Source organism: Halovalidus salilacus (assembly GCF_031852275.1).
Lineage (GTDB): Archaea > Halobacteriota > Halobacteria > Halobacteriales > Natrialbaceae > Halovalidus > Halovalidus salilacus.
Window position 1 is genome coordinate 314,858 of record NZ_CP134700.1, and the last position, 22,764, is coordinate 337,621.

Annotated in this window: 23 protein-coding genes and 1 tRNA gene; 15 read left to right on the forward strand and 9 right to left on the reverse strand. The window is 63.2% G+C overall.

The features are described from left to right. Nucleotides 1-24 precede the first annotated feature (24 nt). Genes RJT68_RS01585 through RJT68_RS01595 form a run of 3 tightly spaced genes read right to left on the reverse strand, consistent with a single transcriptional unit; the run spans nt 25 to nt 2,794 of the window. Complete coding sequence (locus tag RJT68_RS01585; RefSeq protein WP_407038633.1) at nt 25-1,833, reverse strand: putative sodium/potassium/calcium exchanger; 1,809 nt, start codon at nt 1,831-1,833, stop codon at nt 25-27. Then, the gene (locus RJT68_RS01590) at nt 1,830-2,360 is read right to left on the reverse strand and encodes a PGF-CTERM sorting domain-containing protein (RefSeq protein ID WP_407038634.1); all 531 of its coding nucleotides are present in this window, start codon (nt 2,358-2,360) and stop codon (nt 1,830-1,832) included. The genes RJT68_RS01585 and RJT68_RS01590 overlap by 4 nt, the downstream gene beginning before the upstream one ends. 11 nt (nt 2,361-2,371) lie before the next feature. Continuing rightward, nucleotides 2,372-2,794: a hypothetical protein gene (locus RJT68_RS01595; protein WP_407038635.1), complete on the reverse strand. Its 423-nt coding sequence runs from the start codon at nt 2,792-2,794 to the stop codon at nt 2,372-2,374. Nucleotides 2,795-2,909: 115 nt separating this feature from the next. Here RJT68_RS01595 and RJT68_RS01600 point away from each other — a divergent pair, with 115 nt between their 5' ends. Next, nucleotides 2,910-3,095 carry a hypothetical protein gene (locus RJT68_RS01600; RefSeq protein WP_407038636.1) on the forward strand — a complete coding sequence of 62 codons (186 nt, stop codon included), beginning with the start codon at nt 2,910-2,912 and terminating at the stop codon, nt 3,093-3,095. Nucleotides 3,096-3,168: 73 nt separating this feature from the next. On the opposite strand, the gene RJT68_RS01605 is transcribed toward RJT68_RS01600, so the two are convergent. After that, complete coding sequence (locus RJT68_RS01605) at nt 3,169-3,654, reverse strand: type IV pilin (RefSeq protein ID WP_407038637.1); 486 nt, start codon at nt 3,652-3,654, stop codon at nt 3,169-3,171. A gap of 315 nt (nt 3,655-3,969) precedes the next feature. Between RJT68_RS01605 and RJT68_RS01610 the strand changes: the two genes are divergently transcribed. Then, nucleotides 3,970-4,776 carry a hypothetical protein gene (locus RJT68_RS01610; RefSeq protein WP_407038638.1) on the forward strand — a complete coding sequence of 269 codons (807 nt, stop codon included), beginning with the start codon at nt 3,970-3,972 and terminating at the stop codon, nt 4,774-4,776. A gap of 19 nt (nt 4,777-4,795) precedes the next feature. Here the strand turns inward: RJT68_RS01610 and RJT68_RS01615 are convergent, their stop codons facing one another. Beyond that, on the reverse strand, nt 4,796-5,044 hold the full coding sequence (locus RJT68_RS01615; RefSeq protein ID WP_407038639.1) for a winged-helix domain-containing protein: 249 nt from the start codon (nt 5,042-5,044) through the stop codon (nt 4,796-4,798). Between the two features lie 576 nt (nt 5,045-5,620). Between RJT68_RS01615 and RJT68_RS01620 the strand changes: the two genes are divergently transcribed. The 7 genes from RJT68_RS01620 (at nt 5,621) to RJT68_RS01650 (ending at nt 10,641) form a co-directional block, all read left to right on the forward strand. Next, nucleotides 5,621-5,791 carry a hypothetical protein gene (locus RJT68_RS01620; RefSeq protein WP_407038640.1) on the forward strand — a complete coding sequence of 57 codons (171 nt, stop codon included), beginning with the start codon at nt 5,621-5,623 and terminating at the stop codon, nt 5,789-5,791. Continuing rightward, nucleotides 5,791-6,825 carry a tyrosine-type recombinase/integrase gene (locus RJT68_RS01625; RefSeq protein ID WP_407038641.1) on the forward strand — a complete coding sequence of 345 codons (1,035 nt, stop codon included), beginning with the start codon at nt 5,791-5,793 and terminating at the stop codon, nt 6,823-6,825. Before RJT68_RS01620 ends, RJT68_RS01625 begins: the two co-directional genes overlap by 1 nt. 264 nt (nt 6,826-7,089) lie before the next feature. Next, on the forward strand, nt 7,090-7,791 hold the full coding sequence (locus RJT68_RS01630) for a YqjF family protein (protein ID WP_407038642.1): 702 nt from the start codon (nt 7,090-7,092) through the stop codon (nt 7,789-7,791). 258 nt (nt 7,792-8,049) lie between these two features. Then, the gene (locus tag RJT68_RS01635; RefSeq protein WP_407038643.1) at nt 8,050-8,619 is read left to right on the forward strand and encodes a flavodoxin domain-containing protein; all 570 of its coding nucleotides are present in this window, start codon (nt 8,050-8,052) and stop codon (nt 8,617-8,619) included. 546 nt (nt 8,620-9,165) lie between these two features. Beyond that, the gene (locus tag RJT68_RS01640) at nt 9,166-9,381 is read left to right on the forward strand and encodes a hypothetical protein (RefSeq protein WP_407038644.1); all 216 of its coding nucleotides are present in this window, start codon (nt 9,166-9,168) and stop codon (nt 9,379-9,381) included. A 317-nt stretch (nt 9,382-9,698) separates the two neighbouring features. Then, nucleotides 9,699-10,358 carry a thiaminase II gene (tenA, locus tag RJT68_RS01645; protein WP_407038645.1) on the forward strand — a complete coding sequence of 220 codons (660 nt, stop codon included), beginning with the start codon at nt 9,699-9,701 and terminating at the stop codon, nt 10,356-10,358. A gap of 4 nt (nt 10,359-10,362) precedes the next feature. Continuing rightward, a complete protein-coding gene (locus RJT68_RS01650; protein ID WP_407038646.1) occupies nt 10,363-10,641 on the forward strand; it encodes a thiaminase II/PqqC family protein in 279 nt (92 codons plus the stop codon). Between the two features lie 33 nt (nt 10,642-10,674). Here the strand turns inward: RJT68_RS01650 and RJT68_RS01655 are convergent, their stop codons facing one another. From RJT68_RS01655 to RJT68_RS01665, 3 genes are all read right to left on the reverse strand, one after another. Then, nucleotides 10,675-11,133 carry a hypothetical protein gene (locus RJT68_RS01655; protein ID WP_407038647.1) on the reverse strand — a complete coding sequence of 153 codons (459 nt, stop codon included), beginning with the start codon at nt 11,131-11,133 and terminating at the stop codon, nt 10,675-10,677. A 252-nt stretch (nt 11,134-11,385) separates the two neighbouring features. Continuing rightward, entirely contained in the window at nt 11,386-11,580 is a 195-nt protein-coding gene (locus RJT68_RS01660; RefSeq protein WP_407038648.1) for a cold-shock protein, read from the reverse strand. A 260-nt stretch (nt 11,581-11,840) separates the two neighbouring features. Continuing rightward, on the reverse strand, nt 11,841-13,502 hold the full coding sequence (locus RJT68_RS01665; protein WP_407038649.1) for a gamma-glutamyltransferase family protein: 1,662 nt from the start codon (nt 13,500-13,502) through the stop codon (nt 11,841-11,843). 95 nt (nt 13,503-13,597) lie between these two features. Between RJT68_RS01665 and RJT68_RS01670 the strand changes: the two genes are divergently transcribed. Next, nucleotides 13,598-14,008 (forward strand): hypothetical protein, encoded by a 411-nt coding sequence (locus RJT68_RS01670; protein WP_407038650.1) that lies wholly within the window; start codon nt 13,598-13,600, stop codon nt 14,006-14,008. A 592-nt stretch (nt 14,009-14,600) separates the two neighbouring features. Here the strand turns inward: RJT68_RS01670 and RJT68_RS01675 are convergent. Beyond that, a tRNA-Asp gene (locus tag RJT68_RS01675) sits at nt 14,601-14,673 on the reverse strand. A 302-nt stretch (nt 14,674-14,975) separates the two neighbouring features. Between RJT68_RS01675 and RJT68_RS01680 the strand changes: the two genes are divergently transcribed. From RJT68_RS01680 to rpoA2, 5 genes are read left to right on the forward strand one after another with little or no spacing between them, the layout of a single operon-like run. Beyond that, the gene (locus RJT68_RS01680) at nt 14,976-15,203 is read left to right on the forward strand and encodes a DNA-directed RNA polymerase subunit H (RefSeq protein WP_407038651.1); all 228 of its coding nucleotides are present in this window, start codon (nt 14,976-14,978) and stop codon (nt 15,201-15,203) included. Next, nucleotides 15,204-16,787, forward strand: a complete 1,584-nt coding sequence (locus RJT68_RS01685; protein WP_407038652.1) for a DNA-directed RNA polymerase subunit B'' — start codon at nt 15,204-15,206, stop codon at nt 16,785-16,787. Nucleotides 16,788-16,806: 19 nt separating this feature from the next. After that, nucleotides 16,807-18,636, forward strand: coding sequence for a DNA-directed RNA polymerase subunit B (gene rpoB / locus RJT68_RS01690; protein WP_407038653.1), 1,830 nt, complete (start codon nt 16,807-16,809; stop codon nt 18,634-18,636). A 4-nt stretch (nt 18,637-18,640) separates the two neighbouring features. Beyond that, nucleotides 18,641-21,571 (forward strand): DNA-directed RNA polymerase subunit A', encoded by a 2,931-nt coding sequence (locus RJT68_RS01695; RefSeq protein WP_407040430.1) that lies wholly within the window; start codon nt 18,641-18,643, stop codon nt 21,569-21,571. Beyond that, nucleotides 21,564-22,763 (forward strand): DNA-directed RNA polymerase subunit A'', encoded by a 1,200-nt coding sequence (rpoA2, locus tag RJT68_RS01700; protein ID WP_407038654.1) that lies wholly within the window; start codon nt 21,564-21,566, stop codon nt 22,761-22,763. Before RJT68_RS01695 ends, rpoA2 begins: the two co-directional genes overlap by 8 nt. The last annotated feature ends 1 nt before the right edge of the window (nt 22,764 follow it).

Below are 22,764 nucleotides of genomic sequence, written 5' to 3' on the forward strand. Positions count from 1 at the left end.
AAACGTGAAAATCCGGCGCATGTCCTACTTTCCTCCGATGAACGGGATTTTGTCGACCACCACTGAGACCATCACGAGGAGTACGCCGCCGATGATCGCCAGCCCAACGATACTGTCTTTCACTTCGTCGACTGTATCTCCGAATCCCGGACCGATCAGAGCCTCGTCTTCCTCTTTCGCCTCTTCGTACTTTTCAATCAGGCGTTCGTTTCGATCCTCCATCTCCTTCCATTCGTCCTCGGAGATGTAGTTTTCATCGTCCTGGGGTTCAGACCGCTCGAAATCCAACGAATCTTCTTCCTCACCGTCCTCATTCTCGATTCTCTCGACGGTGAACTTGTCCGTGAGGAGAGTCGTTTCATACTGCGTTTCGTCGCCCTCCGTGCGGAGGTCGATGCGCTTGATATCGACTACCGCGTTCTCGAGGTCGTCCTTAACGTCCACGCGCCAGTAATCAGCATCGGTATCGTCGAGTTCGTCCAACTCCTCATCATCACTGTCGTAGGCCTTGAAGTCGTCTCGAGTGACCTCTGCGGTCTCGTCGTCTTCAGTAACGATCTGATAGGTAACGTCATCGAGCGGTTCGGCGGTGAAATCGACTTCGCCGCCGTCGACGCCCTTTTCGGCGTCATATTCGAACCATTCGCCTTCTCCATTCAGATCGTAAGTGAAGTACACGTCGCCGTCGAGGTCGTCCTCCGGATCATACGTTTCTCCGCTTTCGATCGTCTCGTCTTCCGACGTTGCCGCGATCGTGCCCGACAGTTCTGCCTCGTAGTCGCCTTTGTCGATCGAGATCGTCGCCTCGCGCTCCAGGTCGGCCGGGATGTTAAGTGCCATCAAGTCAGCCATTGCCTGGTTTACCCCGTCTTCAGACGACATTTCGGCCATTTCCCGAGGCGTCAGTAGCTCATTGGTGTCGAGATCACCTGCCTGCACGTCGTCGTACACGCCTTCAACCCACGTGATAAGACCGTCACGTACGTCGTCAACGGTGTCCTCGAGGAGCGTCAGGATATCATTCCAGTCCTCGTAGATCAGATAGTCGAGCCATTCGTCATCTTCGGGATTGGACGCTTGTACGTGGATATCTTCCTCTGCCGTCATCTCGACCGGCGTGATATACTCGTCCTCGTAGCCCTCAACGTATACCTTGTGTAAGTCGAACGACGAGCCGTCGGCCAGTTCGTACGACTCGGCGTCTTTCTCGACGGGTGTTTCGTAGGTGTTGCCTGTGCTGTCCTGGAACTCCAGACGCAGCGCGTCCTTGTGATCGAGGTCCTCGTGGTCGTTGAGCGCAGCACCAAGCGAATCCAGTTCGCTCAGAGACTCATTCCACGACTTGAGGAAGTTCTTTTGGACCGTCGTCGCAGAGTCCTCCATGGCCTCGAGCGCAGCGTCTTCAACATCACCTTCCGACTCCTGGTCGTTCAACGCCTCGATCGCCGCTATCTTGCCCTCGCTGTACAGCGACTCCTCGAATCCCGTTTCGACAATATTCCGGTTGTCGACGAACGTGGATTTATTGTTGCTCTCACGCTTGACTACCGTTTGGTAGGTCTGTTCGTGGAGCGCGTCGGCAGTCAGCCCCTCCGGCGGTTCGTCCGCCGTCAGGGCGTCCACAGCACGAACTACCCAGCCGACACCAGCGGGTGTCGACGGGCTGATGATCGTGCGGTCTGCTTGTGCGCGGGCGACCGGCGAGTAGCGCGGGACGGCCTGCGAGCCAGCGCCGAGCGTGAGCACGGTTCCCGCCCCCACGCCGATCCGCTGGAGCGTTCGGCGCTTCGCCGGGTCCGGGACGTCCGGCTGTGGGCTTTGGGCCGAACTCATCGGTCGTCCCCCTTGATCTTCCAGGCGGCTCCGATCGCCAGGGTGATGATCGCCAGCCCCGCGATCGCCGAGCCACCCTCGTTCGAGCCGTCGCCGCCGAACCACCCGCCGCCACCAACTGACCCGTCGTCAATCGTCACGTCGTCAGCTTCGGTGTCGTCGGCGTCGACGAGCACGCGGTACTCCTCACCGTCCTCGAGGTCGTCGTCTTCGGTGTACTCCGTCTCCGTCGTCTCGTTCTCCTCAGCGTCGATTTCGTCGGTCAGCACCTCCGTCGCGTTCGCCGGGTCGTCGTCGTACTCCGTCCCGTTGTAGACCGAGACGTCGGCGCTTGCGTTGTCCACGTCGTCGATCGACTCGTTCCAGTCGACCGAGACGGTCACGTTCGACTCGTTGTCGAACGTCACCGACTCGTTCGCCAGCTCCTCGTTGTCCGCCGCCGCCGTCCCGATCGCGAGGAACGAGGCGAGCAGGATGGTCAGCAACGCTATGCCGAGAACTGCCTTTGTGGTGTCTGAAAAACTCATTTTCGGATACCTCAGTAGTAGGCGATCAGGTAGTAGCCCGCCGCGTTCAGCGACACGAGCAGCAGGCCAGCGTACCAGTACGCCGAGAGTGCGTCGGCCACCGCCGGGACGATCGCCGCGAAGAGGTTCAGCAAGAACATGCCACCGACGACAGCGGCCTGTTCCTGGCTGAAGTCGGACCAGTCGCGCGCCTCGTTGCTGATCCAGGCGACGGCGAGCGTCGACATGGTGAAGACGAACGCCCAGTTGATTTCCGTCCCGCTCGCCGAGTAGAGCACGTCGCTCAGGTAGAACTCGATCGGGGCGTCAATCCCGATGGTGCCGATTCCGGCCATGACGAGCGTAGACGCGGTAAACAACGGTGCGAGAAGGGCGTCAATGAGGTCGACGCCCTCGTGGTTCTTCATGCTGCTGAGTGGATTTGCAGTTGCCATGTGCAACGCTCGAGCGCGCAACCCGCCCCGGTGAGAGTATTCGGAATACCACCGGAATCCCTAAGGAATCCCGATAGTCACCAACTTTTAAGAGATGGGGGGTTGCCCGCCGATTATGGCGTTGAACAAACTCCGCCAGCTGGATGCCGATTCGATCGGGATTACGCTCCCGAAAGACGACATGCGCGTTGAGGGACTTCTCGACGAGAACGGGAAACTCGAGGGAGACCACCACGTCCACATCCGCCACGTCGACGATGGGGAGTGGAAACTCGAGCTCGTTAGTGAAATAAACTTTTGACGGGTCAAAATACTCGTTTGATGATCAAGAGTAGCCCTGTTTACCGATCGAAGATAGGAAGTAAGGTTGGTTCTTAGTTCTCGGTCTCGAAGCTAGCTACTTCCGACGAACTCTCCGTCACTTCGCTAAGTGTTTCCCCGCCTTCAACATCGTCAAGATCTCCCTGGAACGCATAGACTTTGTAACTACCTTCTTTGGCTAACTCACCTTTGTCAGCATCTCCAGTACCCACACCATCAAGTGTGGTTTCTTGGCCAGTAGCAGTGAGAATATCATCCGAGTTATTGGAAACAACTTCTCCATCACTATTGACTACAGCGACACCATCAGCGTTCCCCATCTTAGATACGCTGATCGTTGCATTATATCCACCACTATCAGTTTCAGCCTCTGCAACTGCGTTCACATTCCCGCTACCCATACTGTCACCCATATCAAGTACGAATGCAGCGATCACGGCCGCCAGAATCACCGTAATGGCAACCATCAAAATCACGCCGATCACGGGACTTACCGCACGTTCCTCTTCGCTTCCGATTAACTTCTTAGTCCATTGCATGGTTATTTTTGGGACGCTTGAAAAGCGACAGAAGGCTTATCGTACCCGCGAACGAGTCTTAAACCGACGGGGGGGCTCCACCCACCAACCGCCGTCACCTTCTACCACTTTCCCGCGTTCGATAGTACCCACTTTAGCCAACGGTAATAAAGGTACCCGAACGTGAAACTCGCCCAAACTGAAACACTTTCAAATCTGATAACTGGGCCCAAATAGAACGTTTCCAGCGTCGCCTTGAAATTGTGCCGTCTGTCGATTTTCGACCTCATGCCCGAAGACTAGAGATTGATGCGCAAGGAGTGTGAGAATCCATCGATGACAGGTTCGGAACCGTTCGTCACGGCGCGCGAACTGGCCGCGACGCTCGACGGTTCGCCCTACGACGACACGTGGCGCGCGCTCCAACAGTACGAGCGCGTTGTTGACTACTCCGCCCGCCACCCGGAGAAGGGTTCGGTAGCCGTCGCGAACGCCCTCGAGATCTCGATGGGCCGGGCGCGCTCGTGGGTCGACGACGGTCGCACGCCGATCGCCCGGACGGCGATCGATACGGCCGACGACCTCGGGTGGCTGAACCTCGAGTACGACGATGCGACGTTCCAGGGCATGAACGCGCTCGTCGCGAACGTCTTTTCGGGTGGGTACATTCCAGCGGATCGCTGGGAACCGTATTTCGTGTTGAACGAACGCGGGTATCGGTCGCACGTACTCGACGCTCTCGAGTTGGTCGGCGTCGACGAGCTCCACGAAGCCGCTGACGACCGCGATAACGCGGCGCCGCGAGTTCGCCCCGCCGAACACTCTGCACTCCTAGGTCGTGTACTGTCGGTCCTGGGAGCGCCTCGAGGAAAGAAATCGACACTCGAAGACATCGCACTCCCCGCGTACCTCGAGGACGCACCGGACGATACCCGTGAACTATTCGTTCAGTGTTACCTGGCGAATCGATCGTATCCGGACGCAACCAGCGACTCCGTACAGATCAACGAGAGACGCCCGCGCGAATATCGAGACGAACTCGCGGCGCTCATCGAGGACGTCGCCGGCGAGCGGGTGACGTCCGGCGAGGAGACGATCACGATTTCTGCGGCCGCGGCTCGAAGCCTCGGACTCGCACCGTAGAAGTGCCGACGGGTTTCGCCTACTCCAAATCGTCCGCCTCGAGTTCGCCCGCGAGATACGCGCGCCCACAGTCCGAGATCGAGTAGTACCCGCCGTCGTCGTCTTTCTCGAGAAGTCCCTTCTCCTCGAGGAGATCGAGCCGTTGACGCACCGTCGAGTACCCGATTTTGTGCCCGTGGCGGTTGAGATTCCGATAGAGCGGCTTCGGCGGAAGCTCCAGGTCGTGGTTCTCGAGGAACTCGAGAATCAGACCGTCTTTCAGACTCATCCACTCCGGCCGTGGGCGCATTCAGTTACCGGGTCCCATCGGCGCTGTTTAACTCCGGTTGGTTTCCTTATGCGATAGCCCATACGTGCTACTATTGTAGCGTATATACGCTAAAGTATAAGTGGATGTGACGTTTCCGTAGCCGTGACGGAAGCCGGACGGACCCGCCGCTGCCCGGTCGGGTCCTCGAAAATCGCGGACCCGGTGTTTGGGGCACCGGCCCGCCTGGCCTCCGTAGATGTGGTACGGAAGCATGAAATCGCTCGATGCAACGGGGGATAAAGCCCCCGATAGACAGCACTGGCCGGACGTGGGCTGTGGGCCGACGTTCGACGCGAATAGCGGACGAGTTCGACTTTTCGGAAGTACCGGAAACGACCCGCGAAGCACTAAGAGAGCGGGATGCACTCGTTACAAATTACCGACGGACAGCAACCGCGCGCGCCTCGCTGTCCAGGCCACGGCGCGCGCGGTGAGTCCGCGGTCCCACAACGGTGAGACCATGACGAGAGAAACACGCGGTCACCATCAGCGTACCGGATACTGTAATAAATTCGAAATTCGCGGGGTGAGGCGATGAGCCTTGAGCCCCAGCGCGCCCGCGTCGGCGAGTGCGACACACCGACGTGCACCGACGAGGCCGAGACGATCACCCCCGAGGGGTACGTCTGCTCGAGCTGCGCGTCGGCGATCGCCGCCGAGTACGAACGCGCTCGCGAGCGCGATCGCGAAGCCGGAGGTCGGTGATGGGCTCCCTGGAGCCGATCGCTCCCCGACAGGCCATCGAGATGTACATCGAAGGCCGACGGGACGAACTCAGCGAGCAAACCCTGCCGTCCCACGTCTACCGCCTCGAGGCGTTCGAACAGTGGTGTGACGAGGAGGGCATCGAGAACCTGAACGAACTCACCGGACGTGACCTCTACGCCTACCGCGTCTGGCGACGCGAGGGGAACGGCGAGGGACGGAACGAAGTGACGACGATCACCCTCCGTGGCCAACTCGCGACGCTTCGCGCGTTCCTTCGGTTCTGCGCCGACATCGACGCCGTTCCGGAGGACCTCTTTACGAAGGTTCCCCTCCCGACGGTCTCGGCGAGCGAGGGCGTTAGCGACTCGACGCTCGAGCCAGACCGCGCCGTGGAGATCCTGGACTACCTGGAACTCCATCACTACGCCTCGAGGAAGCACGTGACGCTCCTGCTGCTGTGGCACACCGGCGCTCGAGCCGGTGGGATTCGCGCCCTGGATCTCGATGATTGCGACCTCGAGACGGACAAACCCGGACTCCAGTTCGTTCACCGACCGGAGACGGGTACGCCGTTGAAGAAAGGGGAGAAGGGCGAGCGGTGGAACGCGATCAGCGGTCACGTGGCCGGCGTTCTCGAGGACTACATCAACGGTCCTCGAGAGAACGTCACCGACGACCACGGACGCGCTCCGCTGCTGACGACGAAATCTGGCCGGCCGGCCATTTCGACCATCCGAGATACGATGTACGGGATGACCCGGCCGTGCTGGCGCGGCGCCGAGTGCCCGCACGATCGCGACCCAGAGGAGTGCGACGCGACGTACTACGCGAAAGCGAGTACGTGCCCGTCCTCGAGGTCTCCCCACGACGTCCGGAGTGGCCGTGTCACCGCGTATCGACGGGACGATGTTCCCCGCCGAGTCGTCGGTGATCGCCTCGACGCGAGTGACGATATCCTCGATCGCCACTACGACCGCCGTAACGACCGCGAGAAGGCAGAACAGCGACGCGACTACTTACCCGATTTGTAACCATGATCCACGACTTCACGAACGTAGCGACGACGCGAAAGTCCAGTCCCGTCAGGGCCCATCCAAACGCTGCACGGTTTTGAACCACCGAGATCGTAGAATGTTATCATTGTATCCCTCGTCTTCGATATTCCGACGGCGATCCCCGATTCGTATTCGGTGTCACCAGTCGGTATCGGATTCTGCACGCGGGAACGCAGGGCGATTGACTGGCCTCCGTGGACCAACACAGTATAGTTTCAGTCGTTATATGAACGCAGTGAGATGGTTGTTTCGCTTCAGATGGGGTGGCGGCACGTCCTCTTCGCAAACTGGCCGACAAGCCCCCGAATCGTAGAGTCACATCTCCCGGAGGCGCTTTCGCTCGACACCTACGATGGGGCGGCGTGGCTTTCCGTTATCCCGTTCACGAACGTGGACGTGCGACCTCGAATCTTCCCGTCCGCGATTGGTCTTCCCGTACCCGAACTCAATCTCCGAACCTACGTGCGGCACGACGAGACACCCGGCGTGTACTTTTTCAGTCTCGATGCGCAGGGGATTCTGGCGGTACTCGGCGCTCGACTCTTCCATCATCTCCCCTACTATTACGCGCGTATCGACCTCGAGCAGGAATCCGGCGGAGTCCGCTTTACGAGCCGTCGTCGCCATCCCGGCGAGCGACCGGTCCATTTCGAAGCGGCCTACAGACCGGACGACGGGCAGTTCTCCGCTGAACCGGGGACACTCACCTGGTTCCTCACTGAGCGGTACCGGTACTACACGGAAGACCAGAACGGGCGGATACGTCACGCCGAGATTCAACACGACCCGTGGCCGCTCTTCGACGTCGAAGTCGAGATCGAGGAGAACACCCTCTTTCGAGCCAACGGGTTTGAGCCACCTGATACCGAGCCGGTTCACTTCTACAGTCCGGGGGTGGACACGGTCGCCTCGAACAGTCGACGTTCGAGCGACGGACCGTGAAACTCGTCTCTGGTTCGGAAACGGAGGCGAGCCCCTGGTACCGGCGATCGTCTCCACCTCGGCGTTCACGACCGGACATTACTGCGCGTTCCCGTCCGTACTGGCGGGGTAGATCGACCTCGGGACACGACTCGAGGCATCCCACCGAGACGAACAATCCGACGAATCATACGAACCTCAATAGGTGTCTGGCTGGATCGCAGTGTCCACCCCCGTTCTGGGACGCACTTTACGGAGAGCGAACCCGTAGACGACGATATGGTGTCAGTTCTCGTGCTGTTCGGAACCGGTGAAGGCCAGACCGCGAAGGTCGCAGACCGAATTACGGCGACCTTCACAGACCGTGGCCACGACGTCACCACCGTGGACGTCGAGGAGATCTCCGACGACATCGAACTGGATGCCTTTGACGCCATTCTCGTCGGCTCTTCGATTCATATTGGAAAGCATCACCCCGCAGTCGCCGAGTTCGTCGGGACGAACCGGGATGAGCTGAACGTACTGCCGACGGCGTTCTTCCAGGTTTCGTTGTCGTCGGCGGTTGACGACCCCGATCGACGGGCTGAAGCGGCGCGATACGCGGACGAACTCCTCGAAGACTCGGGGTGGCATCCTGACAAGATCGGCATGTTCGGCGGTGCGCTTCGGTACTCGAAGTACGGGTTCCTCAAGCGGTTGATGCTCAAGCGGATCGCCAGGGACGCCACCGGTGACGTGGACACGTCGCGGGACTACGAGTACACGGACTGGGACGAGGTCGATGCGTTCACCGCAGACTTCGCAGCGTTCGTCGAGGGACGACTCACCGATGACGTGGGGGCTTCGTAGACGACGTATCCGGGTTTCGCACTGGGTAGACCCGCGGATGTCTTCCTGGTACGTGCCTTTGAGGAACTTCGCCGTCCTCTAGCAGGGAGAAACGAACCGATTCCTGATGACTCTGACGTAACGGTCTTTCCCGGAACCGCGAATAACGACGCCATTGACTCGAGAAAAGCGACGGCTAAGAACCCGTTTTCACCGGTCGCAGGTATCGAAACCGTTCTCCGATACCCTAATTCGAACAGTGTAAAGGCGGACGCCCGGAGCGAGTTGCAGTACCCGACCGAACTCCGAACAAACTGCGCCAGCGTTAACCGTTCGATTTCTTAGAATTCACGCGAATTAACCCTCGAGACCTCCGGTTTCGGTAGCCCTAATACCGTCTGTACCGAACGCGCGAACGAAGCCATGGTGCTAACAGAGACTCGCGGAGTAGCGGTAGATCGTCCGGCAACTCCGCCGATTCGCATCTCGTTTGGGATCTTCTGGCTCACCGATCTCGTCGCGACGTGCTTTCTCTTCCTCGTTCCGTACGCTACCGAATTGAATCCGGTGACGACTCACTTTTACCAAGCGATCGGACTCCCCGGCGTCGCCCTCGCAGGAAGCATCTACGCGGGTGTCGTGGTCTTCCTCGGACACTACTTGTCCAAACCGTTCGACGCCCTGTTCGTCCTCGGCGCGGTTCTCGTGTACGCCGTCTGTGCGAGCAACAACGTGATCCTCCTGCTGACCGGCGAGCCACTATTCGAGATGCTGGTCCTCTAACTCGAGCGGTCGGTCGAACGTGTTCGCGTCGACCGCGTAACCGCAGACGCGAGTCGACGCCGATCGCCCCTGCCACCGGTAGCGAAGCGAGGTGGCCGTGACGTCGAGGATCGGTGGTCCGGTAGACCGTCGAAGAGCGGGTCTCTCGGCGCGACGCACCGAACCCGACGCGACTCGACGGTCCCGTTCGAGTGCCCGTGCCGAACCGCGCCGTCGCCGTCGACCCTGGGGTACGTTCTGCTCACCTCGAATTTTATCCGTGCGATAACTAAGTTGTATTCACTAGTTATATCGCGGTCGAGGTCGACGGTTCGCGTATGGCGTTCAGCGACGAACTCCTCGAGGAAGGCACCGACATCTGGAACGCGCAGTTCGAACACCCGTTCGTCACCGAACTAGCGACGGGCGAGTTGGATCCCGAGGCGTTCCGTCACTGGGTCGAACAGGACTACCGATATCTCCTCGATTACGCGCGCGTGTTCGCGCTCGGTGCGACGAAGGCCCGGGACGAGGCGACGATGACCCACATGATGGACGTCGCCCACACGATCCTCGACTTCGAGATGGACCTCCACCGGGAGTTCGCCGTCGACTACGGCATCTCCGTCGATGACCTCGAGTCGGTCGAGAAGGCGCCGACCTGCGTCGCCTACACGAACTTCCTCGTCCGGACGGCCCACGAGGGCTCGATCGCCGAGATCGCGGCGGCGATCTACCCCTGTGGACAGGGCTACCTCGACGTCGCGGAGCACATGGCCGAGCTCGCCGAGGGGGAGCACCGCTACACGCCGTTCATCGAGAAGTACACCAGCGAGAAGTTCGAGGAGGCCGTGGCGTGGATGACTGAACTCGTCGACCGCTGCGGCGAGCAGTTCCCCGGCGAGAGCGAAGCCATGCGCGAGGCGTTCCGCTCGAGCGCCCGCCTCGAGCACGCCTTCTGGGAGATGTGCTACACGCACGAGGAGTGGGAAGTGTGAGCCGGTGACCGAACCGACCCGCTCCGAATCGGCGACGTTCGACGACGCCGACGAAGATCGGTTCAGCGCGTGGCTCAAAGGGCGCAGCGAGCCACGCTGGACGGACGCCACGCGCCACCGGTTCGTCGAGGAGTACCGCGAGGGGACTCTCGAGGACGGCACCTTCCGCCGGTACATCGCCGACGACTACGCGTTTCTCGAGGGCGACGATCGGTATATCGCGTTCGAGCGAACGGTCGACCTCGAGGCGCGGTTCTTCGACGCGGCGTACGATCCGCGGTGAGGAAGCGAACAGGGGAGGAAGCGGTCGGATCGATCAGTAGCTGATCGGCCCGTCCTCGCCGCGACCGCGGTCGGGGTCCAGTTCGTTGCCCGGGTAGATGACCTGCGAACCGGTGACGAGGGTGACGAGTTCGGCGACCTCCTCGGGGCAGTGTTCGGCCGCGAGCGAGTGGCCGTCGAGCAGCACCTCGCAACAGTCGTCATGGGCGTGTCGCCGTTGTTCTTCGGGGGAGTACTTGTGCGACGCCCGCATCGTGAACTTCGAGACGTTGTTGACGGCCGTGAAGACCCACATCCGGAAGTCGAGTGGCTCAGGATCGCGCGCGACGACGAACGTGTCCGGAACGTAATCGGACGTGTCGGAGTCGAACTTCCAGACCTCGTAGTCGGCGGTTGTCTGGTCCGACTCGCCCTGAGGTTCTCGCGGGGCCTGCCCGACCACGTCGAGGTCGTTGGGCTGGCCGTAGGTGTCGAGGTCGTCGAGATCGCTCATTGCTGTCTCCGTGACGGTCGGGTCGCGACGCGAATATACCTTGTGCGAGCGCGGTCAGCCGTCGGTCGGCGTCGCCGCTTCGCGAGGCGCCAGCGGTAACGGTAGCGTTCGCTCGAGTTCGCGTCCGCGCCGTGACTCGAGTCTCGTGCGCTCCGTCGTCACACGTACTCGGGCGATGCGCGTCGCTCGCGGTTCGGCAGTGTTCGAAGAATGATTGGTCGAAAACCGTGTTACTGAACGCTGAAGGCCGTATTACAGGCGGTTGACGTTGGTCGCGCGGGGGCCCTTGGGGGCCTGTTCGATGTCGAATTCGATCTCTGTGCCTTCTTCGAGGTCCGGGCCGCCGACGTCTTCCATGTGGAAGAAAACGTCCTCGTCCGCGTCGTCCGTCGAAATGAAACCGTAGCCGCCTGTGTCGTTGAAGAAATCAACGTTGCCTTTCGCCATTGCAATTCGAGAGATTCACGCCACACGTATAACGGTTGTGTAATAGATCTCCTCTCGAGAGACAGACACACGCTCGACCGAGAACGCCGTGAATTGGGGATCGAGGCGCCGATTTTTCGAAGATCGACGTTCTATTCTTCCAGAGAAAACGGTTCTCACAGCCACGAGAGATCTCGTCCGAACGGCGGTGGGAAGACGGGTGCAACGCGGTCGCACGGGGCAACGAGGTCGCGCTCGCGGTCGCGCGTCGACGGTCGGACTCAGAAGGCGGCGACGGTCCCGTCCTTCCGCGGCTCCGTCCCGCCCGAGAGCGTCCCGTCGCGCCGTCGGACCAGCTGCGCGCCGCCGAACGTGACCGGCGGGAGGACGCGAACGTCGTGTCCGCGCCGCGCGAGCGCCGTCTGGTTCGGCAGCCGTTCCTCGACCGCCAGCGTCCCCTCCTCGCGGTACCGCCACCGCGGGGCGTCCAGGGCCGCCTGCGGTCTCATCCCGTAGTCGACGACGTTCGAGATCACCTGCACGTGGCCCTGGGGTTGCATGTAGCCGCCCATCACGCCGAACGCCGCCCAGTCGTCCTCGTCGAACCGAGCCACGGCGGGGACGAGCGTGTGGAACGGGCGCTTCCCCGGCTCGAGGCTGTTCGGATGGTCCGGGTCGAGCGAGAACGACGCCCCGCGGTTCTGGAGGGCGATGCCGGTCTCGCCGGCGACCAGTCCGCTGCCGAACCCGGCGAATCGTGAGTTGATGTACGAGACGAGGTTCCCCTCGTTATCGCCAACGGTCAGCAAGACGGTGTCGGCGTCCTCCGCGTTCGCGTTCGGAACGCCGACCGCGGGGTTTCGGATGGCCGTCTCTCCGATCTCCGCCGCGCGCGCTCGAGCGTAGGCCTTCGACGCCAGCGGCGGGATCTCCTCGTACTCGGGATCGGCGACGTAGCGGTGCCCGTCGACGAACGCGAGTTTCGTCGCCTCCGCGAAGGCGTGAACCCGTTCGGGCGAGTCGTAGGGGTGGTCGCCCGCGCCGATCTCCTCGGCGATGTTCAGCGCCTCGAGCGCGATCAGCCCCTGGTTGTTCGGCGGTAGCTCGTATACTTCGGCGCCGTTGTAGGTCGTGCTGACCGGGTCGACGAACTCGGGTTCGAACGCGGCGAGGTCGTCGACGGTCAAGAAGCCGCCGTTCGACCGCACCTCGTCGGCGATCGCCTCGGCGATCTCCCCCTCGTAGACGACGTCGGCGCCGTCCTCGGCGATCGTCCGAAGCGACTCGCCGAGTCGGGGTAACGCGACCGTCTGCCCCGGATCGGGCCCCTCGCCGTCGAAGAGAAACGCCTCGCGGGCGTGGTCGTCCGTGAACAGGTCGGTCGCCTTCTGCCAGTGGTGGGCGATCACCGGCGAGACGGGGTACCCCTCGGTCGCGTACCGGATCGCGGGCTCGAGCGCCTCGGCGAGCGTCAACCGCCCGAGTTCCTCCACCGTCACCTCCCACCCGCGGGCCGTTCCGGGGACGGTCACCGCGTGCGGGCCGAGAAACGGCATCTCGAGGTCCTCCCCCGTCGCACCCGCGTCGACTGCGTACCCCCTCGATTCGGGGTAGTACGCGGCGCGGTTCGGGTCGTCCTCGATCGCTCGTCGAACGTTTTCGATCGTCGCCTCGGCCGGCGCCCCGCCGCAGGACCGCATCGCCCCCACGTCGCCGTCGGCCGTCCGGTAGAGCGCGAAGACGTCCCCGCCGAGCCCCGTCGAGGTCGGTTCGACGACGTTCAGCGCCGCCGCCGTCGCGACGGCCGCGTCGAACGCGTTGCCGCCCTCCCGGAGGATCGAGAGCCCCGCTTCGGCCGCCAGCGGCTGGCTCGTCGCGACCATCCCGCCGTTCCCGTACACCGTCGACCGCCTCGATGTGAATCGATCCAGTTCGTCCGTCATGCCGAACCCGTTTCACTCACGGCCGTATAGGTGTTCCCCGAATCCCTGCGGTTTCCGGCACGCCCATTACCCGGGTCGCGCGCGTACGTTTCAGTATGGTCGACGAAGACCTCGAACTCGAGCGGGACCTCGGCGAGGCGACGATCGTCTACGACGAACCGGACGAGACGGTCGAGAAGACGGTGCCGAACGAGCACATCGCGTACTTTCAGGACCACTGGATCATCAAGACCGACGAGGACGAGCAAGGGAACGACATCGTTCGACGGATCCCCGCCCAGCGGGTCCACTACGTCGAACGGTCGGTCGAGCAGTTCGAGACGGAGGTGCAGACGGTAGTCGATCAGGTCCAGTCGTTCGCCTCCGACCTCAGAACCAAGATTCCGGTCGGCGGTGGCGGGGGCGGAAGCGAACGCTCGGACCGAGACCGCACCGAACCGCGCGAGAGCGTTCGCCACATCGACATCGACGAGGAACCGTCCGAGGGCGACGACCGCTCGAGGTGAGTTGCGGCGATTCGGGTTCTCAGATCGGCGCTCGAGCGGCTTCTCGAGGACAGCCGCGACGTACGCGACTTACCAATCATACCTCCGTGGCCGGGAGCGCGTGCCCGCGCCATAGCGCGGGCCGCGTGACCCAACCGAAGACGCTTTGCGCCTTCCGAGCATCGCGAACGCGGAGCGTTCGCTCAACGGGGGAGGGCAGGCCCCTGGCGGAATGAAAGGGCGACGAGGGCTTTCATCGTGTTCTTCGCCGCCTACGTCGCTCACAACGTTGGATTTTGAGAAAGCGCGCGAGGCGGGATTTGAACCACGGTCGCAGCGAAGCTGCTCCCTGATTCAAATCCTTCGTTGTCGTTTTCCCACTTCAGGATGTTCGCAACCGGCGATGCCGGTTGCTCACTGACTGGAAGTTTGAAAAACGCCCGAGGCGGGATTTGAACCCGTGCGCAGACGTTCCGGGCATGCGGCCTCACTTCGTTCGGCCGTTCCGGGCAGTGCGACTGCTTGTGTTCAAATCCCGTCGTGTGGAATTTTCCGCTCACGAGTGGCGAGCACACGCTTCGCGGTGCTCGTCGAAGTTGTTCGCGGAAGAATACGCCCGAGGCGGGATTTGAACCCGCGTCACGACCGTGACAGGGTCGTATGATGGGCCACTACACCACCCGGGCTTGCTGCAACTCATCGTTGCCGGGAGTGGGTATTAAGGCTTTCCAATTGGGGGCCGTGTGGTAGGCCGGGACGGAGCACGAGACCGTCCGATCCGGCGATTGTGCCCTCGAGTGACAGGACCCGCAAGGGATATAACTGAGAGTGGGGTATCACCCAGTGTGAACGACTGCTCCGGTCAGGTTCGCCCGACCGGTTAGCCGCGCTTTTCGCCCGCAGTTAGAAACCGTTAAATGGTTTCCCCCGATACGTCTCTGTAGTATCTCGTGACAGCCGTTTCTCTCCCCCTAGCCCAGCACAACACATGGTAGACGTAAGCCAACACGAACTGGTTCCGGAGCACACCGTTCTCGAGGAGGAGGACCTCGAGGAGGTGCTCTCCGAATACCACATCGACCGCACCGACTTACCGAAAATCAAGCGAACCGATCCTGCCCTTCCCGACGAGGCGGAGATCGGCGACGTCATCAAAATCGTCCGGAACTCGCGCACAACCGAACAAGCAGTGGTCTATCGACTCGTGGTGGAATAAATGTCATCAGAACTCGACCGCGCCAGCCGACGAGAGATCTCGCGCGAATACTTCTCGCGGGACAGGCTCGCAGAACACCACTACCGATCGTTCAACGCGTTCCTGAACCGCGGGATGCAGGAGGTCGTCGACGAGAAGGCGACGATCGACACGGACATCGGCGACAAGGAGGGCGAAGAGCCGGTCTACGTCGAACTCGGGGACGTCCGCGTCGTCACCCCCCGCGTTCGGGAGGCCGACGGCTCCGAGGAGTTGCTCTACCCCCAGGAGGCCCGCCTGCGGAACATCACCTACTCCGCGCCGGTCTTCATGGAGATGTCGATCGTCAAGGGCGAGGAGGGCGACGAGCGGGTCGTCGACTCCACCGAGACCAAGATCGGCCGGATGCCGATCATGGTCGGCTCCGAGAAGTGTAACATCGCCGGCTTCTCCGACGAGGAACTGATCGAGATCGGGGAGGACCCCGCCGACCCCGGCGGCTACTTCATCGTCAACGGCTCCGAGCGCGTGCTGATGACCTCGGAGGACCTGGCGCCGAACAAGATCCTCGCCGAGTACGACACCAAGTACGGCGACGAGATCCAGGTCGCCAAGACCTTCAGCCAGCGCCGGGGCTACCGCGCCCTCGTGCTCTGTGAGCGCACCCGAAACGGCCTCCTCGAGGTCTCGTTCCCCTCGGTGTCGGGCTCGATCAACTTCGTCACGCTCGTGCGCGCGTTGGGTCTCGAGTCCGACGAGGAGATCGTCCACAAGGTCTCCAACGACCCCGAGGTCGTCAAGTACATGCTCGAGAATCTGGAGGAGGCGGAGGTCCAGACCGAGGAGGAGGCCATCGAAGCGCTCGGGAAGCGCGTCGCCTCCGGGCAGGGCAAGAACTACCAGCTCAAGCGCGCTAACTACGTGATCGACCGCTACCTCCTGCCCCACCTCCACGAGGACGGCGTGCCCGAGGAGGACGTCCGGATCAACAAGGCTCACTACCTCTGCCGGATGGCCGAGGCCTGCTTCGAACTCGCGCTAGAGCGGCGCGAGGCCGACGACAAGGACCACTACGCGAACAAGCGCCTGAAGGTCAGCGGCGACCTGATGAAGGACCTGTTCAGGACCGCGCTCAACAAGCTGGCCCGGGACGTCAAGTACCAGCTCGAGCGCGCGAACATGCGCAACCGGAACCTCTCGGTCAACACGGTCGTCCGATCCGACGTCCTGACCGAGCGCCTGGAGCACCCGATCGCGACGGGCAACTGGGTCGGGGGCCGCTCGGGCGTCTCCCAGCTGGTGGACCGAACGGACTTCATGGGCGTGCTCAGCCACCTGCGCCGCCTGCGCTCGCCGCTCTCGCGCTCGCAACCGCACTTCGAGGCGCGGGACCTGCACGCGACCCAGTGGGGGCGCATCTGTCCCTCCGAGACCCCGGAGGGTCCCAACTGTGGCCTGGTGAAGAACTTCGCGCAGGCGATGGAGCTCTCCCAGAACGTCGAGGACGAGTCCGCGCTCAAGCGCGAACTGGCCTCGATGGGGGTCCAGGGGATTCCGGGCCTCGAGCACGAACGGGAGCGAGAGGGAGTAACCGCGGACGACTGAATCGGACGAGTCACACACAATGAGCAGCCAACAACGAGAAGCCAAAGTCTACGTCAACGGGTCGCTGGTCGGCACCCACCCCGACCCGCACGAACTCGCAGAACAGATCCGCGAAGCGCGACGCATCGGCGACGTCTCCGAGATGGTCAACGTCTCGGTGAAAGAGCGCACCCGCGAAGTGATCGTCAACGCCGACGCCGGCCGCGCTCGCCGACCGCTGCTGGTCGTCGAGGACGGCGAAGCCCGCATCTCCGAGGGGGAACTCGAGGCGCTGCGCGACGGCGACCTCGAGTTCGAGGACCTCGTCGACCACGGCTACATCGAGTTCATCGACGCCGAGGAGGAAGAGGACATCTACGTCGCCGTCGACGAGGACGACCTCACGGAGGACCACACCCACCTCGAGATCGATCCGTCGCTGATCTTCGGGATCGGCGCGGGCATGATCCCGTACCCGGAGCACAACGCGTCGCCCCGGATCACGATGGGGGCGGGGATGATCAAGCAGTCGCTGGGGCTGCCCGCGGCCAACTACCGCATCCGGCCGGACACGCGCCAGCACCTGTTGCACTACCCGCAGCTGTCGATGGTGAAGACGCAGACGACCGAGCAGATCGGCTTCGACGACCGGCCCGCAGCCCAGAACTTCGTCGTCGCCGTGATGAGCTACGAGGGGTTCAACATCGAGGACGCCCTCGTCATGAACAAGGCCTCCGTCGAGCGCGCGCTCGCCCGCTCGCACTTCTTCCGCACCTACGAGGGCGAGGAACGACGGTACCCCGGCGGTCAGGAGGATCGCTTCGAGATCCCTTCCCAGGACGTCCGCGGGGCCCGCGGCGAGGAGGCCTACACCCACCTCGACGAGGACGGCCTCGTCAACCCCGAGACGGAGGTCGACGAGAACTCCGTCCTGCTCGGGAAGACCAGCCCGCCGCGGTTCCTCGAGGAGCCCGACGACATGGGCGGCCTCTCGCCCCAGAAGCGCCGCGAGACCTCCGTCACGATGCGATCCGGCGAGTCCGGCGTGGTGGACACCGTCACGCTGATGGAGGGCGAGGACGGTTCGAAGCTCTCGAAGGTCTCCGTGCGCGACGAGCGCATTCCGGAACTTGGCGACAAGTTCGCGTCCCGGCACGGCCAGAAGGGGGTCGTCGGCCACCTCGCGCCACAGGAGGACATGCCGTTCACCGAGGAGGGCGTCGTGCCCGACCTCGTCGTCAACCCCCACGCGCTGCCCTCGCGGATGACCGTCGGCCACATCCTCGAGATGATCGGCGGCAAACTCGGCGCGATGGAGGGCCGTCGCGTCGACGGCACGCCGTTCCTCGGCGAGGACGAGGACGAACTCCGGCAGGGCCTCGAGGAGGCCGGCTTCAACTCCGCGGGCAAGGAGACGATGTACTCGGGCGTCACCGGCGAGAAGATCGACGCCGAGATCTTCGTGGGCGTGATCTTCTACCAGAAGCTCTACCACATGGTCTCGAACAAACTGCACGCCCGCTCGCGCGGGCCGGTGCAGGTGTTGACCCGCCAGCCCACCGAGGGTCGCGCCCGCGAGGGCGGCCTCCGTATCGGGGAGATGGAACGCGACGTGTTCATCGGCCACGGGGCGGCCATGACGCTCAAAGAACGCCTGCTCGACGAGTCCGACCGCGAGTTCATCCACGTCTGTGGCAACTGCGGGATGTCCGCGGTGGAGAACGTCGAGCAACGCCGGGTCTACTGCCCGAACTGCGACGAGGAGACAGATATCCACGAGATCGAGATGAGCTACGCCTTCAAGCTCTTACTCGACGAGATGAAGGCGCTCGGCATCGCGCCGCGACTCGAACTGGAGGACGCCGTCTAGAATGATTCGGAACTCGACACCCAAGGACATCGGATCGATCAACTTCGGGCTCATGGAGCCCGAGGAGTACCGGGACATGAGCGCGACGAAGATCATCACCGCCGACACGTACGACGACGACGGGTTCCCCATCGACATGGGGCTCATGGACCCCCGTCTCGGCGTGATCGACCCCGGACTCGAGTGCAAGACCTGCGGGAAGCACTCCGGGTCGTGTAACGGCCACTTCGGCCACATCGAACTGGCGGCGCCGGTGATCCACGTCGGCTTCACGAAGCTCATCCGGCGGCTCCTGCGGGGGACCTGCCGCGAGTGCTCGCGCCTGCTCCTGACCGAGGACGAGCGCGAGGAGTTTCGCGCCCAGATCGACCAGTCGCGAAAGCTCGGCCGCGACCTGAACGACGTGACCAAGGCGGCCATCCGGCAGGCCCGGAAGAAGGACCGCTGTCCGTTCTGCGGCGAGATCCAGTACGACATCGAACACGAGAAGCCCACGACGTACTACGAGGTCCAGCAGGTGCTGACGAGCGAGTACTCCCAGCGCATCGCGGGCGCGATGCAGGGCGACGAGGAGGCCGGCGTCGAGCGGACGACGCCCGACGAACTCGCCGAGAAGACCGACATCGACCTCACCCGGATCAACGAGATCCTCTCGGGGTCGTTCCGACCGCGCGAACAACAGCGCAAGGCCATCGAGAAGGCCCTGGACATCGACCTCACCGTGGAGGACACGAACAAGCTGATGCCCTCGGACATCCGCGACTGGTTCGAGGACATCCCGGACGAGGACATCGAGGTGCTCGGGATCGACCCCGAGCGCTCCCGGCCGGAGTGGATGATCCTCACCGTCCTCCCCGTCCCGCCCGTGACGGCGCGGCCGTCGATCACGCTCGACAACGGCCAGCGCTCCGAGGACGACCTCACGCACAAGCTGGTCGACATCATCCGGATCAACCAGCGGTTCATGGAGAACCGCGAGGCCGGCGCCCCCCAGCTGATCATCGAGGACCTCTGGGAACTGCTGCAGTACCACGTCACGACGTTCATGGACAACGAGATCAGCGGCACGCCGCCGGCCCGCCACCGCTCCGGCCGACCGCTGAAGACCCTCTCCCAGCGTCTGAAGGGTAAGGAGGGCCGCTTCCGCGGCTCGCTGTCCGGGAAGCGCGTCAACTTCTCCGCCCGAACCGTCATCTCGCCCGACCCGACGCTCTCGCTCAACGAGGTCGGCGTCCCCGACCGCGTTGCCAAGGAGATGACCCAGACGATGAACGTCACCGAGCGCAACCTCGAGCAGGCCCGCCGGTACGTCGCGAACGGGCCCGAGGGCCACCCCGGCGCGAACTACGTGCGCCGACCCGACGGTCGCCGGCTGAAGGTGACCGAGAAGAACTGCGAGGCGCTCGCCGAGAAGGTCGAGCCCGGCTGGGAGGTCAACCGCCACCTGATCGACGGCGACATCGTCATCTTCAACCGCCAGCCCTCGCTCCACCGGATGTCGATCATGGCCCACGAGGTCGTGGTCATGCCGTACAAGACCTTCCGGCTGAACACCGTCGTCTGTCCGCCGTACAACGCCGACTTCGACGGCGACGAGATGAACATGCACGCCCTCCAGAACGAGGAGGCGAGGGCGGAAGCGCGCGTTCTCATGCGCGTCCAGGAGCAGATCCTGAGCCCGCGGTTCGGGGGCAACATCATCGGCGCGATCCAGGACCACATCTCCGGGACCTACCTGCTCACTCACGACAACCCGCGGTTCAACGAGACGCAGGCGCTCGACCTCCTGCGCGCCACCCGGATCGACGAACTGCCGGAACCCAGCGGGCTCGACGACGAGGGCGTGCCGTTCTGGACCGGCCGAGCCGTCTTCTCCGAGCTGCTGCCCGACGATCTCAACCTCGAGTTCACCGGCACGATCGGCGACGACGTGATCGTCGAGGACGGCCAGCTCGTCGAGGGGACGATCGCCGAGGACGAGGTCGGCGAGTTCGGCGGGGAGATCGTCGACACGATCACGAAGGTCTACGGCAACACGCGCGCCCGGATCTTCATCAACGAGGTCTCGACGCTCGCGATGCGCGCGATCATGCACTTCGGGTTCTCGATCGGCATCGACGACGAGACCATCCCGGAGGAGGCCCGCGAGCGCATCGACGAGACGATCGAGGACGCCAACGATCGCGTCGAGGAGCTCATCGAGGCCTACGACCGCGGCGAACTCGAGTCGCTGCCGGGCCGAACCATCGACGAGACCCTCGAGATGAAGATCATGCAGACGCTCAGCCGCGCCCGCGACAACGCGGGGAACATCGCGGAGGAGCACTTCACCGAGGACAATCCCGCGGTGGTGATGGCCAACTCCGGGGCCCGCGGTTCGATGCTCAACCTGACCCAGATGGCCGGCTGCGTCGGCCAGCAGGCGGTTCGGGGCGAGCGCATCAACCGCGGCTACGAGAACCGAACGCTCAGCCACTACAAGCGCAACGACCTCTCGGCGGAGGCCCACGGCTTCGTCGAGAACTCCTACACCGCCGGCCTCACCCCGCGGGAGTTCTTCTTCCACGCGATGGGCGGTCGCGAGGGGCTGGTCGACACGGCGGTCCGCACCTCCAAGTCCGGCTACCTCCAGCGCCGGCTGATCAACGCGCTCTCCGAACTCGAGACGCAGTACGACGGCACCGTCCGGGACACCTCGGACACCATCGTCCAGTTCGAGTTCGGCGAGGACGGCACCTCGCCCGTGATGGTCGCCTCCGGCGAGGACCACGACATCGACGTGGAGACCATCGCAGACCGCATCCTCGAGGAGGAGTTCGACTCCGAAGAGGAGAAAGAGCAGTTCCTCGGGACGAAGCCCCTGCCAACCAACCTCTCCGAGCACGCGGACAGTCGCCGTCTCGTCGAGGAACAGGGGGTGAGCTCCGATGACTGAGGTCGACTACGACGTGAGCGACGACGTGGTCGCCGTCGTCGAGGACGCGGACCTCCCCCGCCGGCTGAAGGATCGGGTCTACGAGACGATCGAGAGCCGGGACGCCGTCACCCTCGAACAGGCGGAAGAGATCACGCGCGCGGTCGAGTCGAAGTACGTCGACACGCGCGTCGACCCGCTCGACCCCGTCGGCACCGTCTCCGCCCAGTCGATCGGCGAACCCGGAACGCAGCTGACGATGAACACGTTCCACTACGCGGGGGTCGCCGAGATCGACGTCACCCAGGGGCTTCCGCGACTGATCGAGCTGGTCGACGCCCGGAAGACCCCCGACACGCCGATGATGACGGTCTACCTCGAGGACGAGTACGCCACCGAGCGCGAGAAGGCCCACGAGGTCGTCTGGAAGATCGAGGCGACGAGGATCCTCGCGCTCGGCGACGTCTCGACGAACGTGGCGGACATGCGGGTGCAGATCTCGCTCAACCGCGACACGCTCGAAGAGCGGATGATCACGCCGGAGGAGGTCGCCGAGACGATCGAGGACCACCTGGGCGTGAGCACGGTCCAGCAGGGGACGACCATCGAGTTCGGTCCCGAGGATCCCTCCTACCGCGACCTCCTGCAACTGGTCGAGGAGCTTCGGGACATCACGTTCAAGGGGATCGAGGAGATCTCTCGGGTCGTCATCCGTCGGGAGGAGATGGACGACGGCGACGAGCAGTTCGTCCTCTACACCGAGGGGTCGGCCTTCGGCGACGTCCTCTCGATCGAGGGCGTCGACGCCACCCGGACGACGTGTAACAACATCCACGAGATCTACCGCAACCTCGGCGTCGAGGCCGCCCGCGAGACGATCATCGAGGAGACGAACAACACGCTCGCCGAGCAGGGGCTCGACGACGTGAACGTCCGCCACCTGATGCTCGTCGCCGACATCATGACCAACCGCGGCGAGATCGAGTCGATCGGCCGCCACGGCATCTCCGGCTCGAAGCAGTCGGTGCTCGCCCGCGCGGCGTTCGAGGTGACGGTCAACCACCTGCTCAACGCCGCCATCCACGGCGAGGTGGACGACCTCGACGGCGTCACCGAGAACGTCATCGTCGGCAAACCGATCAAGCTCGGTACCGGCGACGTCGACCTCCGCATGGGGTCGACGTCCGACTCGAGCGAGGGTCGGGCCGACTGAG